Below are 15,670 nucleotides of genomic sequence, written 5' to 3' on the forward strand. Positions count from 1 at the left end.
CCCATGGTCGGGTGCGGCGCCCGGCGCATCGGCCCGCGCCACGCCCGAAACCCGGCCTCAGCAGGAGGAGAATGCCCGTGCCGTCACGCGTCCTGGGTGCTCCGGTGGCGCCGGACGAGCCACCAGCCGCCCGCCACCACGAGGCCGGCGAGGGCGACGAGCACTCCGGTCCAGAGCAGGATGGACAGGACGAAGTCCTGCACGGTGACCACGGCGGCACCGTCGAGGTCTGCGGGCGACGGCGTCGGCAGTGCTTCCTGGGGTGGCGTCGTCATGGTCGTCAACGTAGCGGCGGGCCGCTTTCGCGCACGTCGGACGCCTGCCATCACTTCCGGCGGCAGGCTGGGGCCGGTCAGACGAGCTGGGCGTGCCCGGCCAGGTGCCGCAGCTGGTGGGCGGCCACCTCGGCGGCGCCGGGGTCCGCGGCGAGCCGGCGCACGGCGGCCGCGGTCTCGAAACGGACCAGCTCCTCGGCGGTGTCCGGCAGCGGGGTCGTGGCGACGGCGACGAGCGCCTCGGCCAGCTCCCGGCCTGCTGTCGACTCGTGGGACAGGCTCACGCGGACCACCTGTCCGTACGCCGCGGCGGCGTCCCCGGACAGCCGCGGGGCGAGCGCGCGGCCGATCGGGCCGGGACCGTCGTTCCCGAAGCCCGTGGCGAACATCCACACGCCGATGCCGGCCATGACGATGAGCGAGAGCCAGGTGGCGCCGCTGACGGTGCCGACCAGCGTGGCACCGATGAGCACCGTGCCGACGAGGGCCACCTCCACCAGCACCCGGGTGAGGGACTCGTCCCACATGAGCCGGGCCTGGACCTGGCGCAGGGTCGCGTCATTGATGGTCGGCGGGACCACGGCGATCTCAGTACGGGCCTCGGTGCGCTTCGTGATGACGCCGAACGGCGCCGCGAACGGGGAGCTGATCGTCTGGACCATGGCGAACCTCCTGCACCCGATAAAACAGCAGGAATCGGATCACCACGTAAGCCCTCGGTCCCGGCCAGCGCCTGCCACTCGCTCCGCCGAGCGCGCGGCTCGGTCCCGCCCCGGCGGCGCAGGCCGCCGGCCGGTGAGGTTGCGCCGGTCAGACCCGGGCGTAGGCGACGCTGCTCGCCCGCCGCGCCCGGCGCAGCGGCGTGGTGATGATCTCCTCGCCCTGCTGGTCGAGCCAGGCCGACCAGTCCGTGACCTCCGGATGACGGCGGAGCAGGGCGCGACGCTCGCGCTCGGTCATGCCACCCCAGACGCCGAACTCGGTCTGCGAGTCCAGCGCGTCGGCCAGGCACTCCCGGCGCACCGGGCAGCTGAAGCAGACCTCACGGGCGGAGCGCTGCGCCGCGCCCCGCACGAAGAGCGTGTCCGGCTCACCCTGCGCGCATGCCGCGCGCGCCGCCCACGACTGGTCCCTCATGACGACCTCCTGCAGCCCGTGCGGCGCCCCGCGGGTGCGGGCGTACGCCTTGGCTACAAGTGACGTTAATGGGGTGATCGAGTTCACGGAATACTTGAATCGAAAATGAGCAACAAACGTCGCTCATCGTCCCCAACCGCGCCAGCAGGCGCGCCGTGACCTGCGCAAACGGCCCGTCGCCCCGGTGCGCCGGCCGGCGGCTCGGCGTGGCGGCGGGGGTCAGGAGGCCTGCTTGAGCCTCTCGCGGGCCAGCTCCTCCAGGTGTGCGAGGTGCGCGACGCGGCGCCGCTCGTGGTGGGCGACCAGGTCCGACAGGGCGAGCCTGCCGTCCGGGCCGACCGGGAGCTCGCCGTCGGCGACGAGCTCGAGCAGGGCGGCCCGGTCCAGGCCCAGCAGGGCCGCGGCCTGGCGCAGGGTGAGGTGCTCGGCGATCGACAGCACCGACACGGCATGGCCGTCGCGCAGCGCCAGGGCGGCGTGTGCCAGCACCTGGCGCACCTCCGGCGAGACGGGCAGCTGTTCGCCGTCGAACCCGATCAGGGCGATCGGCTCGTCCTGGTGGCGGTCGAGGAAGAGGCCGAGCGCGTCGGCCTCACGGGGGTTGGCCGGGGGTGGCGTCGTGCGGACCTGCTCCACCAGGTCGCCGACCTCCCTGTCAAGCGGCCGTATCTGACGATCTAGGTCCATATGGCCATCCTCCCCGTTGTGGGCCGGTCCGCCACTCGAGGGACGGGGCCGGTCGGACGGGGGTGTCCCGCCGCCGTTCCGGTCGCGGAGCCGCCGGGGCCTTCGTAGGATCCGGCACGTGCTGACGACGGACGACCGATATGACGGCGAGGCGGTCGACCGCCTGGTGGCCGGGACCTACTACTTCCGGGGCATCAGCCCCGCCCAGTGGGCCGAGTACGTCGGCGCGCGGGCGAGCCTCGACGCGCTGTCGTCGGCGTCGCGCGCCGAGCAGCTCATGGAGCTGCTGCCCTTCGTCGCCGAGCTCGTCGCGCGGGACCGCGCCGATGCCGCCGCCGACGACCTGCACTCCGCCGCGATGGCCGGGGACCTCCAGGCCGCGGGGGCCGACGGGCTGGACGCCGTCGCAGGGGCCGAGGGGCTCGACGCCGCGGCGGCCACCAAGGAGCTCGACGCCGCCGCGGCCTGAGGCGCCCGACTGGGTCCACCGCGGCGCCGGTGCGCCGCCCTCCTGGAGATGCCCCGGGCGAGCGTGCGCACGGGCGAGGATGCCCCGCGCCCGCCGCGTGCCCTACCATTGGTCGGTCTGTCCACGCGACGACCGCCGCTGAAACGGACAGACCACGAACGTCCCCGCCGCGACCGGCGGGCCCCGACCGATCGTCCGATGAGTGGAGTGCACCGCAGTGAAGAGCGCCGTCGAGAACCTTGAGCCCACCCGGGTCAAGCTGACCGTGGAGGTGTCGTACGACGAGCTCAAGCCGAGCCTCGACCACGCCTACTCGCACATCGGGGAGCAGGTCAACGTGCCTGGCTTCCGCAAGGGCAAGGTCCCGCCCCGCATCCTGGACCAGCGCGTGGGGCGTGGCGCCGTCATCGAGCACGCCGTCAACGACTCCCTCTCCGGCTTCTACAGCCAGGCCGTGGCCGAGACCGAGATCAAGCCCCTCGGCCAGCCGAGCATCAACGTCACCGAGATCCCCGCGGTGACCGGCAAGCCCGGCGGCCAGCTGGTCTTCGAGGCCGAGGTGGACGTGCGCCCGGAGATCACCCTTCCGGCGCTGGACACCCTCGAGGTCACCGTCGAGGACGTCGAGGTCGCCGAGGACGACGTCGAGGAGCGCCTGACCGCCCTGCGTGAGCGCTTCGGCTCCCTCGTCGGCGTCGAGCGGCCCATCCAGGACGGCGACTTCGTCGTCATCGACCTGTCCGCCAAGGTGGGCGACGAGGAGGTCGACTCCGTCTCCGGGATCTCCTACCAGATCGGCGCGGGCAACATGCTCGACGGCCTCGACGAGGCCCTGACCGGCGCCTCCGCCGACGAGACGAAGACCTTCACGGCGACCCTGGCCGGCGGCGAGCACGCCGGCGAGGAGGCCGACGTCACCGTCACCGCCACCGCCGTCAAGGAGCGGGACCTGCCCGCCGCCGACGACGACTTCGCCCAGCTCGCCTCCGAGTTCGACACCATCGACGAGCTCCGCGAGGACCTGCGCACCCAGGTCGCGAACGACAAGGCCGCCAACCGCGCCGTCCAGGCCCGCGACCTGCTGCTCGCGAAGCTGCGCGAGGCCACCGACTTCCCGGTGCCGGCCGGCGTCGTCGACGCCGAGATCAAGCGGCACCTCGAGGCCGAGGGCAAGGCCGAGGACGACCCGCACGGCGAGGAGGTCCGCGAGGAGGTCACCGACCTGCTGCGCGAGCAGCTCCTCCTCGACACCCTGGCCGAGCAGCTCGAGGTCGGCGTGACCCAGAACGAGCTGCTGGAGTTCCTCGTCCGCAACGCCCAGCAGTACGGCATGGAGCCGAACCAGTTCATCCAGGCCGCCGCGCAGACCGGCCAGATCGGCGCCTTCACCGGGGAGATCGCCCGCAACAAGGCCCTGGCCGTGGCGCTGCGCCAGGTGACCGTCAAGGACGGCGCCGGCAACGCCGTCGACCTCAGCGAGTACATCGGCTCCGACGAGCTCGACGCTGCCGGCCCCGAGGGCGCGGCGGAGGCCGGCGAGGCGGAGTCCGCCGAGTCGCCTGAGTCCCCGGAGTCGCCGGAGTCGCCCGAGTCCGCCGACTCGCCGGAGTCGCCCGAGTCCGCCCCGTCCGCCGACGAGGCGGGGGAGCCGGCCGAGGCCGCCGCCCCGAAGAAGGCGCCGGCCAAGAAGGCCGCGGCGAAGAAGCCCGCGAAGAAGGCCGCCGAGGAGGCCGCCGCCGAGGAGCAGCCCGAGACCGAGGCGCCGGCCAAGAAGGCCGCCGCGAAGAAGGCGCCCGCCAAGAAGGCCACCGCCAAGGCGAAGGCCGACGACGCGGAGTGACCTCCCGCGACCGCGGGCCCGGCACCATCGGTGCCGGGCCCGCGGCGTATCCCGGGGCGTCGTGCGCCGTGAGCGAAAAGGGAGCCTCCCGGATAAGGATCTGTCGCCGGGCGGCGTTAGTGTCCAAGGACCGACCAGACAGGCCGACACGGCCGGGCGCCGCCCGGCCCAGAAGGAGCGTGCAGTGAGCGAGCAGATGCCGCAGGCGAGGACCGAGACGACCTCGATGGGCCTGACCGACAACATCTACAACCGGCTGCTCAAGGAGCGCATCATCTGGCTGGGCTCGGAGGTGCGCGACGACAACGCGAACGCGATCTGCGCGCAGATGATGCTCCTCGCCGCAGAGGACCCCGAGAAGGACGTCTACCTCTACATCAACTCTCCCGGCGGCTCGATCACCGCCGGCATGGCGATCTACGACACGATGCAGTACATCCAGCCCGACGTGGTGACCGTGGCGATGGGCATGGCGGCCTCGATGGGCCAGTTCCTCCTCTCCTCCGGCACCAAGGGCAAGCGCTACATCACCCCGCACGCCCGCGTGCTCATGCACCAGCCCTCCGGCGGCATCGGCGGCACGGCGACCGACATCCGCATCAACGCCGAGCTCATCCTCCACATGAAGCGGACCCTGGCGGAGCTCACCGCCGCCCAGACGGGCAAGAGCGTCGAGCAGATCAACAAGGACGCCGACCGCGACCGCTGGTTCACGGCCACGGAGGCGCTGGAGTACGGCTTCGTCGACCACGTGGTCGAGACCTCCGCCGGCGTGCCCGGCGGCGGCGGCACCAGCGGCGCCGTCGGCGACGGCGAGACCAAGTGACGCGGAACCCGGCCGACGACCTCACCCAAGGAGCACCTGTGAACACCAACTTCCTCGCCCAGGCGGGCCAGCTGCCGGCCGCCACGGCACCGGCCATGCCGACGTCGCGCTACGTGCTGCCCCAGTTCGAGGAGCGCACCGCCTACGGCTACAAGCGTCAGGACCCGTACACCAAGCTGTTCGAGGACCGCATCATCTTCCTGGGCGTGCAGGTCGACGACGCCTCGGCGGACGACGTCATGGCCCAGCTGCTCGTCCTGGAGAGCCAGGACCCGGACGGCCTCATCACCATGTACATCAACTCTCCCGGCGGCTCGTTCACCGCGATGACGGCCATCTACGACACGATGATGTACATCAAGCCGCAGATCCAGACGGTGTGCCTGGGGCAGGCCGCCTCGGCCGCCGCGGTCCTGCTCGCCGCCGGCTCGCCGGGCAAGCGGCTCGCGCTGCCCAACGCGCGCGTGATGATCCACCAGCCGTCCCTCGAGGGCGGCGGCTACCTGCAGGCCTCGGACATCGAGATCCACGCCAACGAGGTGCTGCGCATGCGCACCTGGCTCGAGGAGACCATCGCGGAGCACTCCGGCACCCCGGTGGAGCAGGTCCGTCAGGACATCGAGCGCGACAAGATGCTCACGGCCGAGCAGGCCAAGGAGTACGGGCTCGTGGACCAGGTGCTCGAGTCCCGCAAGACCCCGGCGCTGACGAAGGCCTGACCCTGTCGGCCGGCGCTCGGCACCGCGGCGGGCGGGTGACCGGTGGTCGCCCGCCCGCCGCGACGCCGGCGGCAACCATCCCGCGCGGCGGGCAGGACAAGGCGGTGCGTCGTGGTGTGGAATGGACGGGTACGGCCGGTAGCGTCGTAGAGCACGAACGAGACGAGAGGGTGGTGGAGCCCGGTGGTTCGCACGGGTGAGGGAGCGGACCTGCTCAAGTGCTCGTTCTGCGGGAAGAGCCAGAAGCAGGTCAAGAAGCTCATCGCGGGTCCGGGTGTGTACATCTGCGATGAGTGCATCGACCTGTGCAACGAGATCATCGACGAGGAGTTGGCCGAGTCCAGCGAGCTCGGGCTGGTCGACCTGCCCAAGCCGCGCGAGATCTACGACTTCCTCGAGGAGTACATCATCGGCCAGGACACCGCGAAGCGGTCCCTCGCCGTGGCGGTGTACAACCACTACAAGCGCGTCCAGGCCAAGGAGACCGGCCAGGACGACTCCGGCGTCGAGATCTCCAAGTCCAACATCCTGCTCGTCGGCCCGACCGGCACCGGCAAGACCTACCTCGCGCAGACCCTCGCGAAGATGCTCAACGTCCCCTTCGCCATCGCCGACGCCACGGCGCTGACCGAGGCCGGCTACGTGGGCGAGGACGTGGAGAACATCCTCCTCAAGCTCATCCAGGCCGCCGACTTCGACGTCAAGAAGGCCGAGAAGGGCATCATCTACATCGACGAGATCGACAAGATCGCCCGCAAGAGCGAGAACCCGTCGATCACCCGGGACGTCTCCGGCGAGGGCGTGCAGCAGGCGCTGCTGAAGATCATCGAGGGCACCCAGGCCTCGGTGCCCCCGCAGGGCGGGCGCAAGCACCCGCACCAGGAGTTCCTCCAGATCGACACCACCAACGTGCTGTTCATCGTGGCCGGGGCCTTCGCCGGGCTCGAGGAGATCATCTCCGCCCGGGTGGGACGCCGGGGGATCGGCTTCGGCGCGCCGCTGCGCTCGGCCGACGCCGAGGCCGACCTCTTTGGCGAGGTCCGCCCCGAGGACCTGCACAAGTTCGGGCTGATCCCCGAGTTCGTCGGCCGCCTGCCGATCGTGGCCACCGTGAGCAAGCTCGACCAGGCCGCGCTCGTGCGCATCCTCACCGAGCCGCGCAACGCCCTGGTCAAGCAGTACCAGCGCATGTTCGAGATCGACGGCGTGGAGCTGGAGTTCACCGACGACGCCCTCGAGGCCATCGCCGACCAGGCCCTGCTGCGCGGGACCGGCGCGCGCGGCCTGCGCGCGATCATGGAGGAGGTGCTGCGCGAGGTGATGTTCGAGGTGCCCTCCCGCGACGACGTCGCCCGCGTGGTCGTCACCCGCGAGGTGGTCCTCGAGAACGTCAACCCCACCCTCGTGCCCCGGGAGTCGCCCACCAAGCGGCGCACCCCTCGGGAGAAGAGCGCCTGACCTTCGTCCGCGCCGACGGGCCGGTGCGCATCCGCGGCGCCGGCCCGTCGCGCGTCCGGAGTGCGCGACCGCCGAACGGACGACATAGGTCCACAACAGGGGTGGCAGGGGGCGCCGCCGTCATGCACAGTGGGGAGACCCAAGAACGGATCCCACCACACACCGAGGTGCTTGATGCGACTTGACCGGATCACCGCCGACCTTCCCACGGACATCCCCCTCGCCACGGTCGTGCTGGACGCGACACGGGAGAGCGAGACCGGCGACCAGGCGGTGCTCACACGGTGGAAAGATCTGCGGCGCAGTCTCGAGGCGCAGGGCGCCGACGAGGCCACGCTCGAAGCGCTGAGCGAGCGCATCCGCACCATCAGCAAGGCGGCGGGCAAGTTCGGCCGCGTCCTGGTCGCCGGGCGGGGCGAGGTCTTCATGGACTGCACGCTCAGCCAGCCCCCCGCCACCGACGAGGGCATCTACGACAAGGGCGCCGACGCCTTCGCCCTCGCCCGCGTCGCCGACGAGCGGGTGCGCTACCTGCTCGCCTCGGTGGACCGCTCGGGGGCGGACCTGACGTTCCACGAGTCCGCCACGGCCATCACGGCCGGGGACGGGGAGGTGAGCGTCGAGGGCGGCCACGACGAGCTGCGCAAGGCCAACGTCGGCGGCCGGTCCCAGCGCCGGTACGAGTCGCGGGTGGAGGACTCCTGGGAGCGCAACGCCGAGGCCGTCGCGGCCGAGCTGTCCCGGGTCGTGGCGGAGCGCCGGCCCGAGCTGCTCATCCTCACCGGTGACATCCGGGCCCGGACCCTCGTCGTCGACGCGCTCGGCCGCCAGGCCCGGGACATCGCCGTCGTGCTCGAGGGCGGCTCCCGCTCCGAGGGCGCCAAGCCGCAGACGTTCAACGCCCGGGTCGCCGCGGCCCTCGAGCAGTACCGGATGCGCCGCCGCGAGGACGTCCTCGACAAGCTGCGCCAGCTGCAGGGCCAGGACGGCCCGGCGGTGAGCGGCCGCGACGACGTGCTGGCGGTGCTGCGGCGCGGGCAGGTCGCCGAGCTCATCATCACCGAGACGGTGGCCGGGCCGCCGTCGTCCCTGGCCCGCAAGAAGCTGTGGGTGGGGGACGGGCCCCTGGAGATCGGGCTGACCCAGCAGGACGTCATCGACCTCGGGGCCACGGCCCCGCACCAGGTGCGCGCCGACCTCGCCGTGGGGCGCGCGGCCCTGGCGCAGGGGGCCGGCATCACCGTGGCGGACGACGCCAGCATCGGGCTGGCCGACGGCGTGGGGGCCCTGCTGCGCTGGGACGACGCCGCCACCCCCAACGAGCGGGTGTTCACCCAGAGCGCCGACCCGCACCGCGGCGAGGGGCACAACCGCCGCCGGGCCGCCGCCGAGGCGCGCTAGCCGGACGGGGCGGGCCGGGGCGGCGCCGTCCCGGCCCGCAGCGACGGCCGACCGCCGATCACTCCCGCGCCTGCCGACCGCGCCGCCGCCGTGGAAACATAAGGGCGTGCCCGACGTCGCCCTGCGCTCCGCCCAGGGGCGCTGGGTGGTCCTGGCCGCCACCCTCGGCTCGGCCATGGCGCTCCTCGACGGCACCGTGGTCAACGTGGCGCTGCGCCCGCTGGGTGAGGATCTCGGCGCCTCGCTGGCGGACCTCCAGTGGGTGGTCAACGCCTACATGCTCACCCTGGCCTCCCTCATCCTGGTCGGCGGCTCGCTGGGGGACCGGCTGGGACGCCGGCGGGTCTTTCTCGTCGGCGTCGTCTGGTTCGCCGCGGCGTCCCTGGCGTGCGGGCTCGCCCAGAGCAGCGGCGAACTCATCGTCGCCCGCGGGGTGCAGGGCGTCGGCGGCGCGCTGCTGACGCCGGGGAGCCTGGCGATGATCCAGGGCACCATCGCCGTCCACGACCGCGCGCGGGCGATCGGCGTCTGGTCCGCCTGGTCGGGCGTGGCGGCCGCCCTCGGACCGCTGCTCGGCGGCTGGATCGTCGACACGATCAGCTGGCGCTGGGTGTTTCTCATCAACGTCCCGGTGGCGGCGGCCGTGGTCGCCGTGGGGCTGCGGCACGTGCCGGAGTCGGGTGGGCAGCCGCGGGCAGCCCGGGCTCCGTTCGACGTCGCCGGCGCCGCCCTGGCCGTGGTGGCCTTGGGGGGCGTCACGTTCGCGCTCATCCAGGGTGGCTGGGTGCCGGCCGCCGTCGGAGGCGTCGGCCTGGCTGCGTTCCTCGCTGTCGAGCACCGCGGCCGCAACCCCATGCTGGCCCTGGGGGTGTTCGCCGACCGCACGTTCGCCGTCGTCAACCTCATGACCTTCGTGGTGTACGGCGCGCTGGCGGCGGTGATGTTCTTCCTGGTGCTCCAGCTCCAGGTGGTCGGCGGCTTCACGCCGCTCCAGGCCGGGCTCGCGACGCTGCCCTTCACGGTGCTCATGCTGGTGTTCTCGCCCCGGGTGGGTGCGCTCATGGCGCGTACCGGCCCGCGGCCGTTGCTGGCCGCGGGTCCCGCGCTGGCAGCCGCTGGGGCGGCGATGCTCACCGGCGTCTCCGGCGGGGTGTCCTACGTCAGCGACGCGCTGCCCGGCGTCGTGGTCTTCGGCGCCGGCATCACCCTCATGGTCACGCCTCTGACCGCCACGGTACTGGCCGCCCTGCCCGATGCGCAGGCCGGCATCGCCAGCGGGGTCAACAATGCGGTGGCGCGCGCGGGGAGCCTGATCGCCGTCGCGGCGCTGCCGGCCGTGGTGGGCCTGTCCGGCGCCGACTACGGCGACCCGGCCGTCTTCGACGCCGGATACCGCGCCGCGATGTGGTGGTGCGCCGGGCTGCTGCTCGCCGGGGCGCTCGTGGCCGGTGCGTTGCTGCCGTCGCGCCGGGACGCGGCCGGCGGGACGGGGGCCGGGCCTCCCCGGACGCCGCCGCGGCCCGGCGGGCGCGGAACGTAGGATCGCCGCATGACGACCCCCGGCATCCACCGCAGCAACGAGCCCGCCGAGGTCCCCGAGGAGCTCCGGGAGGCCCGGGCGACGATCGACAACATCGACGCCGCCCTCGTCCACCTGCTCGCCGAGCGGTTCCGCTGCACCAAGAAGGTCGGCATGCTCAAGGCGCGGCTGAACCTGCCGCCGTCGGACCCGGGGCGCGAGGACCGCCAGGTCGCGCGGCTGCGCGCGCTGGCCGAGGACGCCGGGCTGGACCCGGTGTTCGCGGAGAAGTTCCTCAAGTTCATCGTCGAGGAGGTCATCCGCCACCACGAGGACATCGCCGACTCGCTGGCGGGGGAGGGCGCCCCGACCGGGGCATAGCCCGGGCGGGCGACCGCGACGGACCCACCGGGCGCGCCAGCTGTCACCGGCCGCTACAGGACACGGCGAGCGCCACAGGTGCACCTGTGGCCCTCGCCGTGTCCTGTAGCGGCCGCGTCGTCGGACGCGAGGCCCAGGGATCAGGAGTAGATCGACTCCACCTCGGCGGCGAAGTCCTTGAGCACCAGGGCCCGCTTGACCTTCAACGACGGCGTCAGGTACCCGTTGGCCTCGGTGAAGTCCGTGGTGAGCACCGTGATCTTGCGGATCGACTCGGCCCGCGAGACGGCCTCGTTGGCGCGGGTGACCGCCCGGTCCAGGGCGGCGAGCACGCGCTCGTCGGTGGCCGCCTGCTCCACGGTCATCGCGGGCAGCCGGTGGTTGGCCAGCCACTGCGGCAGCATCTCGGCGTCGAGGGTGACGAGGGCCCCGATGAACGGCTTGTTGTCGCCGACGACGACCACCTGGGAGACCAGGGGGTGCCCGCGCAGCCGGTCCTCGAGCACCGCCGGGGCGACGTTCTTGCCGCCGGCGGTCACGATGATCTCCTTCTTGCGCCCGGTGATGCGCAGGTAGCCGTCCTCGTCGAGGGTGCCGAGGTCGCCGGTGATGAACCACCCGTCGGGGTCGAACGCGGCGGCGGTCGCCTCCGGGTTGCCGTGGTAGCCGCGGAAGACGTGCGGGCCCTTGACCAGGACCTGGCCGTCGTCGGCGATGCGCACCGAGGTGCCCGGGTAGGGCGGGCCGACGGTGCCGATCTTGACCAGGCCGGGGCGGTTGACCGTGGTGGGCGCGCCCACCTCGGTGAGCCCGTAGCCCTCGAGCACCACCACGCCGATGCCGCGGAAGAAGTGCCCGAGCCGCTCGCCGAGCGGGCCGCCGCCGGAGACGGCGTAGTCCAGCGTCCCGCCCATCGCGGCGAGGATCTTGCGGTAGACCAGCCGGCTGGCCAGCGCGCGCTGGGTCTTGAGGGCGCGCGAGGGGCCCTCGGGGGTGTCCAGGGCGCGGGAGTAGGCGATGGCCACCTTGGCCGCCCACCGGAAGACGCGCTTCTGGGCGCCCGAGCCGGCCTTGGCGTCGGCGGCGTTGTAGACCTTCTCGAAGACGCGGGGGACGGCGAGGAGGAAGGTGGGCCGGAACGCGGCGAGGTCGGCGACGAGGTTCTTCGCGTCCGGCACGTGCGCCATGACGGCGCCGGAGTAGACGCACAGCACCTCGACGAACCGGGCGAAGACGTGCGCCAGCGGCATGAAGAGCAGCGTCCGCTTGCCGGCGCCGCGCACGACCATGGAGAAGTTGGGGTCGTCGGAGCCGTTGACCACCAGGGAGACGAAGTTCCCGTGGGTCAGCTCGACGCCCTTGGGCCGCCCGGTGGTCCCCGAGGTGTAGATGATCGTCGCGAGGGCGTCCAGGCCGAGGGCGGCGGTGCGGGTGGTGACGTCCGCGTCGGGCACGTCGGCGCCGAGCTCACGCAGCCGGCTCACCGCGTCCTCCGCGATGACGAGGACGTGCTCGAGCGCGGCCTGGCCGATCAGCGGCTCCGCCAGCGCCGCCTGGGCGCGGTTCTCGGTGAAGACGACCCTGACCTCGGCGTCCGTGACGATCCACTCCACCTGGGAGGCGGAGGAGGTCTCGTAGATGGAGACCGGGACGGCGCCCACGGACCAGGCGGCGAAGTCGAGCAGGGTCCACTCGTAGCTGGTGTGGCTCATGATCGCCACCCGCTCGCCCGGCCGGACGCCGAGGGCGATCAGCCCCTTGGCGGCGGCGAGCACCTCCTCGGCGAAGACCCGGGCGGTGACGGGCACGAAGCCCGACCCGAGGGCGGTCTGCCGCTCGAAGATCGTTCCCTCGGGGTCCTTGGCGACCCGCTCGCGCAGGATCCCCGGGATCGACATGCCCGGCTCGAACTTTCCGACGCCGGGGGTGGACGCCTCGCGCCGCACCCCCGCCTGCTCGCTGACGGTCTCCGCCATCGTGGTCCCTTCGCTCTTCCGGCCGCCGCGGCGGCCCGTCATGGCGCCGCCGCCGGGGGACCGGCGGCGGCGGTGGCCTTGTCAGCGGCGCGGCTCGGGCTCGTCGAGCTGGTGCTCGACGACCTCCGCGTGCTCGGCGCCGCTCACGCCCAGGATCTCCAGGTCCCCGCGCACCCGGCCGGCCGCGCGCAGGTCGCCCAGCGCCTGCTGGACCAGCGCGACGCTCTCGACCGGCAGCTGCAGCCGTGCCCGGGCGAAGGTGGTGCGCTGGGAGACCTTGGCCTCCGACTTCACCTTGCGCAGCGCGGCCAGTGCCTGCCCGGTGGCGCCGATGAGCGTGGGGTCGCCCTCCGCGGCGGCCGCGCGCAGCGGGGCCGCGGCCGGCCAGGCGGCCTGGTGCACCGAGCCGGTGCGGTACCAGTGCCAGACCTCCTCGGTGGCGAAGGGCAGCACCGGGGCGAAGAGCCGCAGGAAGGTGTCCACCGCGATGGCCAGCGCCGCCCGGGCGGAGGCCGCCTCGGCGGCCGGCTGGGTGCCGTCGCGGTTGTAGGCGCGGTCCTTGACGAGCTCGAGGTAGTCGTCGCAGAACGTCCAGAAGTAGGTCTCGGAGACCTCGAGGGCCTTCGTGTGGTCGTAGGCCTCGAACGCGGCCGTGGCCGTCTCGACGACGTCGGACAGCCCGGCGAGCATCGCCCGGTCGATGGGGGCGGTGACCGCCGCGGGGTCGAGCGCGAGCGGCTCGTCCCCGCCCATGGTCAGGGCGAACTTCGAGGCGTTGAGGATCTTGATGGCCAGGCGGCGGCCGATCTTCATCTGCCCGACCTCGAACGCCGCGTCGGTGCCCAGCCGGGCGGAGGCCGCCCAGTACCGCACGGCGTCGGAGCCGTGCTCCTCGAGCAGCCCCATGGGCGTGACGACGTTGCCCTTGGACTTCGACATCTTCTTGCGGTCCGGGTCGAGGATCCAGCCGCTGATGGCGGCGTGCTTCCACGGCAGGGCACCGAACTCGAGGTGGGCGCGCACCACCGTGGAGAACAGCCAGGTGCGGATGATGTCCTGGCCCTGCGGGCGCAGGTCCATCGGGTAGACCCGCTCGAACAGGTCCGGGTCGCGCAGCCAGCCGCCGGCGATCTGCGGCGACAGCGACGACGTCGCCCAGGTGTCCATGATGTCGACCTCGCCGACGAACCCGCCGGGCGCGCCGCGCTGGTCCTCGGTGTAGCCGGCGGGCACGTCGGTGCTCGGGTCCACCGGCAGGGCGGCCTCGTCGGGGGTGAGGACGTGGTCGTAGTCGACCTCGCCGTCCTCGCGCACGGCGTACCACACCGGGATCGGCACCCCGAAGAAGCGCTGGCGGGAGACCAGCCAGTCGCTGTTGAGGCCGTTGACCCAGTTCTCGTAGCGCACCCGCATGAAGTCGGGGTGGAAGTCGAGCTCCTGGCCGCGGGCGATGAGGTTCTCGCGCAGCTCCCGGCCGTTGGCCTCGGTGTAGGGCCGGCCGCCGTTGCGGATGTACCACTGGCGGGAGGTGACGATCTCCAGCGGCTTGTCGCCCTTCTCGAAGAAGTTCGTCTTGCGCTGGGTCGGGGTGGGCTCGCCGTCGAGGTCGCCGCTGGCGCGCAGCGCGTCGACGACGACCTTGCGGGCGGAGAAGGTGGTCTTGCCGGCCATCTCCGCGTAGGTGTCGCGGGCCTGGTCGGTGGCGAGCCAGTCCGGGGTGTCGCGCAGGATGCGCCCGTCGCGGCCGAGGACCGAACGGGTGGGCAGCTGCAGCTCGCGCCACCACTGCACGTCGGTGAGGTCGCCGAAGGTGCAGCACATGGCGATGCCGGCGCCCTTCTCCATCTCCGCGGCCGGGTGCGCGAGGACCGGGAGCTCGACGCCGAAGACCGGGGAGGTCACCGTGGTGCCGAACAGCGCCTGGTAGCGCTCGTCGTCGGGGTGGGCGATGAGCGCCACGCACGCCGGGAGGAGCTCGGGCCGGGTCGTCTCGATATGCACGACGTCGCCGGGGTCGCCGTTCTTGTGGAAGGCGACCTTGTGGTAGAAGCCCGGGTAGTCGCGGGCCTCCAGCTCGGCCTGGGCGACGGCGGTCTGGAAGGTCACGTCCCACAGGCCCGGCGCCTGCGCCTGGTAGGCCTCGCCGCGGGCGAGGTTGCGCAGGAACGCCGCCTGCGCCACCAGCTGCGCGTCGCGGCCGATGGTCTGGTAGTGGTGCTTCCAGTCCACGCTCAGGCCGAGGTGGCGCCACAGCGCCTCGAACTGCTGCTCGTCCTCGGCGGTGAGGCGCTCGCACAGCTCGACGAAGTTCTTGCGGCTGATCGGCACCTGGTCGGCGGCCTTGATCGACTTGCCCTCGCCCCCGACGTGCGGCGGGGTGAAGTCGGGGTCGTAGGGCAGCGACGGGTCGCAGCGCACGCCGAAGTAGTTCTGCACGCGCCGCTCGGTGGGCAGGCCGTTGTCGTCCCAGCCCATGGGGTAGAACACCGCCTTGCCGCGCATGCGCTGGTAGCGGGCGACGACGTCGGTGTGGGTGTAGCTGAACACGTGGCCCACGTGCAGGGAGCCGGAGACGGTCGGCGGCGGGGTGTCGACCGAGTACACCTGCTCACGGGTGGCGGTGCGGTCGAAGGCGTAGGTGCCCTCCGCCGTCCACGCGGCGTTCCACCGCTCCTCGAGGCCGTCGAGGCTGACCTTGTCCGGTACCTGTGGGGCCGGGAGGGACTCGGCTTCGGGCACGGCGGCGGTCAGGGGCGTTTCGCTCATGGTGGCCGATTCTTTCATGACGGCGGCGGTGCGCGCCGTCACGCCCGTCACGGTGGCGGCCGCGGACGTGGACCCCACGGGCGACCCTCACGCGCAGCGGGCGCTGCAGCTCTCACCGCCCGTGCCAGTTCGCGCCGACCGCCACAGTCGCAGCTGGCGCGCTCAGCGCGAACTGGCGCGGTAGGCGGGCGCCGGGCCGCCGGGTGCCCGGGCCGC

14 protein-coding genes are annotated in these 15,670 nt (G+C 72.7%); 8 read left to right on the forward strand and 6 right to left on the reverse strand.

Features of this window, described 5'->3' with window-relative positions:
• Nucleotides 1-83: 83 nt before the first annotated feature.
• The 4 genes from GD970_RS08425 to GD970_RS21575 form a co-directional block, all read right to left on the reverse strand.
• Nucleotides 84-275 (reverse strand): hypothetical protein, encoded by a 192-nt coding sequence (locus tag GD970_RS08425; protein ID WP_152202445.1) that lies wholly within the window; start codon nt 273-275, stop codon nt 84-86.
• Nucleotides 276-352: 77 nt separating this feature from the next.
• Nucleotides 353-937 (reverse strand): hypothetical protein, encoded by a 585-nt coding sequence (locus tag GD970_RS08430; protein WP_152202446.1) that lies wholly within the window; start codon nt 935-937, stop codon nt 353-355.
• 148 nt (nt 938-1,085) lie between these two features.
• Nucleotides 1,086-1,412, reverse strand: coding sequence for a WhiB family transcriptional regulator (locus GD970_RS08435; protein WP_152202499.1), 327 nt, complete (start codon nt 1,410-1,412; stop codon nt 1,086-1,088).
• A 219-nt stretch (nt 1,413-1,631) separates the two neighbouring features.
• Nucleotides 1,632-2,099 (reverse strand): MerR family transcriptional regulator, encoded by a 468-nt coding sequence (locus GD970_RS21575; protein ID WP_155524118.1) that lies wholly within the window; start codon nt 2,097-2,099, stop codon nt 1,632-1,634.
• A 118-nt stretch (nt 2,100-2,217) separates the two neighbouring features.
• Between GD970_RS21575 and GD970_RS08445 the strand changes: the two genes are divergently transcribed.
• The 8 genes from GD970_RS08445 to GD970_RS08480 all read left to right on the forward strand — a co-directional run bounded on the left by GD970_RS08445 (nt 2,218) and on the right by GD970_RS08480 (nt 10,712).
• A complete protein-coding gene (locus tag GD970_RS08445; RefSeq protein ID WP_152202447.1) occupies nt 2,218-2,568 on the forward strand; it encodes a hypothetical protein in 351 nt (116 codons plus the stop codon).
• 217 nt (nt 2,569-2,785) lie between these two features.
• On the forward strand, nt 2,786-4,408 hold the full coding sequence (gene tig / locus GD970_RS08450) for a trigger factor (RefSeq protein ID WP_152202500.1): 1,623 nt from the start codon (nt 2,786-2,788) through the stop codon (nt 4,406-4,408).
• A gap of 184 nt (nt 4,409-4,592) precedes the next feature.
• A complete protein-coding gene (locus GD970_RS08455; RefSeq protein WP_152202448.1) occupies nt 4,593-5,234 on the forward strand; it encodes an ATP-dependent Clp protease proteolytic subunit in 642 nt (213 codons plus the stop codon).
• A gap of 95 nt (nt 5,235-5,329) precedes the next feature.
• Nucleotides 5,330-5,953: an ATP-dependent Clp protease proteolytic subunit gene (locus GD970_RS08460; RefSeq protein WP_152202501.1), complete on the forward strand. Its 624-nt coding sequence runs from the start codon at nt 5,330-5,332 to the stop codon at nt 5,951-5,953.
• A gap of 183 nt (nt 5,954-6,136) precedes the next feature.
• A complete protein-coding gene (clpX, locus tag GD970_RS08465) occupies nt 6,137-7,411 on the forward strand; it encodes an ATP-dependent Clp protease ATP-binding subunit ClpX (protein WP_152202449.1) in 1,275 nt (424 codons plus the stop codon).
• 174 nt (nt 7,412-7,585) lie between these two features.
• The gene (locus tag GD970_RS08470; protein ID WP_152202450.1) at nt 7,586-8,812 is read left to right on the forward strand and encodes a baeRF2 domain-containing protein; all 1,227 of its coding nucleotides are present in this window, start codon (nt 7,586-7,588) and stop codon (nt 8,810-8,812) included.
• Between the two features lie 106 nt (nt 8,813-8,918).
• Nucleotides 8,919-10,352, forward strand: a complete 1,434-nt coding sequence (locus GD970_RS08475) for an MFS transporter (protein WP_152202451.1) — start codon at nt 8,919-8,921, stop codon at nt 10,350-10,352.
• Between the two features lie 9 nt (nt 10,353-10,361).
• Entirely contained in the window at nt 10,362-10,712 is a 351-nt protein-coding gene (locus GD970_RS08480) for a chorismate mutase (protein WP_152202452.1), read from the forward strand.
• 140 nt (nt 10,713-10,852) lie between these two features.
• On the opposite strand, the gene GD970_RS08485 is transcribed toward GD970_RS08480, so the two are convergent.
• Nucleotides 10,853-12,688 (reverse strand): AMP-dependent synthetase/ligase, encoded by a 1,836-nt coding sequence (locus GD970_RS08485; RefSeq protein WP_211489808.1) that lies wholly within the window; start codon nt 12,686-12,688, stop codon nt 10,853-10,855.
• An 81-nt stretch (nt 12,689-12,769) separates the two neighbouring features.
• The gene (gene valS / locus GD970_RS08490; protein WP_226925231.1) at nt 12,770-15,454 is read right to left on the reverse strand and encodes a valine--tRNA ligase; all 2,685 of its coding nucleotides are present in this window, start codon (nt 15,452-15,454) and stop codon (nt 12,770-12,772) included.
• Nucleotides 15,455-15,670: the final 216 nt, after the last annotated feature.

Origin of the sequence: Georgenia thermotolerans (assembly GCF_009193185.1) — a bacterium.
GTDB classification, from domain to species: domain Bacteria; phylum Actinomycetota; class Actinomycetes; order Actinomycetales; family Actinomycetaceae; genus Georgenia; species Georgenia thermotolerans.

Coding starts and splice junctions, on each gene's coding strand:
- GD970_RS08425 (WP_152202445.1), bottom strand. CDS start 275: ATGACGACGCCACCCCAGGAAGCACTGCCGACGCCGTCGCCCGCAGAC.
- GD970_RS08430 (WP_152202446.1), bottom strand. CDS start 937: ATGGTCCAGACGATCAGCTCCCCGTTCGCGGCGCCGTTCGGCGTCATC.
- GD970_RS08435 (WP_152202499.1), bottom strand. CDS start 1,412: ATGAGGGACCAGTCGTGGGCGGCGCGCGCGGCATGCGCGCAGGGTGAG.
- GD970_RS21575 (WP_155524118.1), bottom strand. CDS start 2,099: ATGGACCTAGATCGTCAGATACGGCCGCTTGACAGGGAGGTCGGCGAC.
- GD970_RS08460 (WP_152202501.1), top strand. CDS start 5,330: ATGCCGACGTCGCGCTACGTGCTGCCCCAGTTCGAGGAGCGCACCGCC.
- GD970_RS08470 (WP_152202450.1), top strand. CDS start 7,586: ATGCGACTTGACCGGATCACCGCCGACCTTCCCACGGACATCCCCCTC.
- GD970_RS08480 (WP_152202452.1), top strand. CDS start 10,362: ATGACGACCCCCGGCATCCACCGCAGCAACGAGCCCGCCGAGGTCCCC.
- GD970_RS08485 (WP_211489808.1), bottom strand. CDS start 12,688: ATGGCGGAGACCGTCAGCGAGCAGGCGGGGGTGCGGCGCGAGGCGTCC.
- valS (WP_226925231.1), bottom strand. CDS start 15,454: ATGAGCGAAACGCCCCTGACCGCCGCCGTGCCCGAAGCCGAGTCCCTC.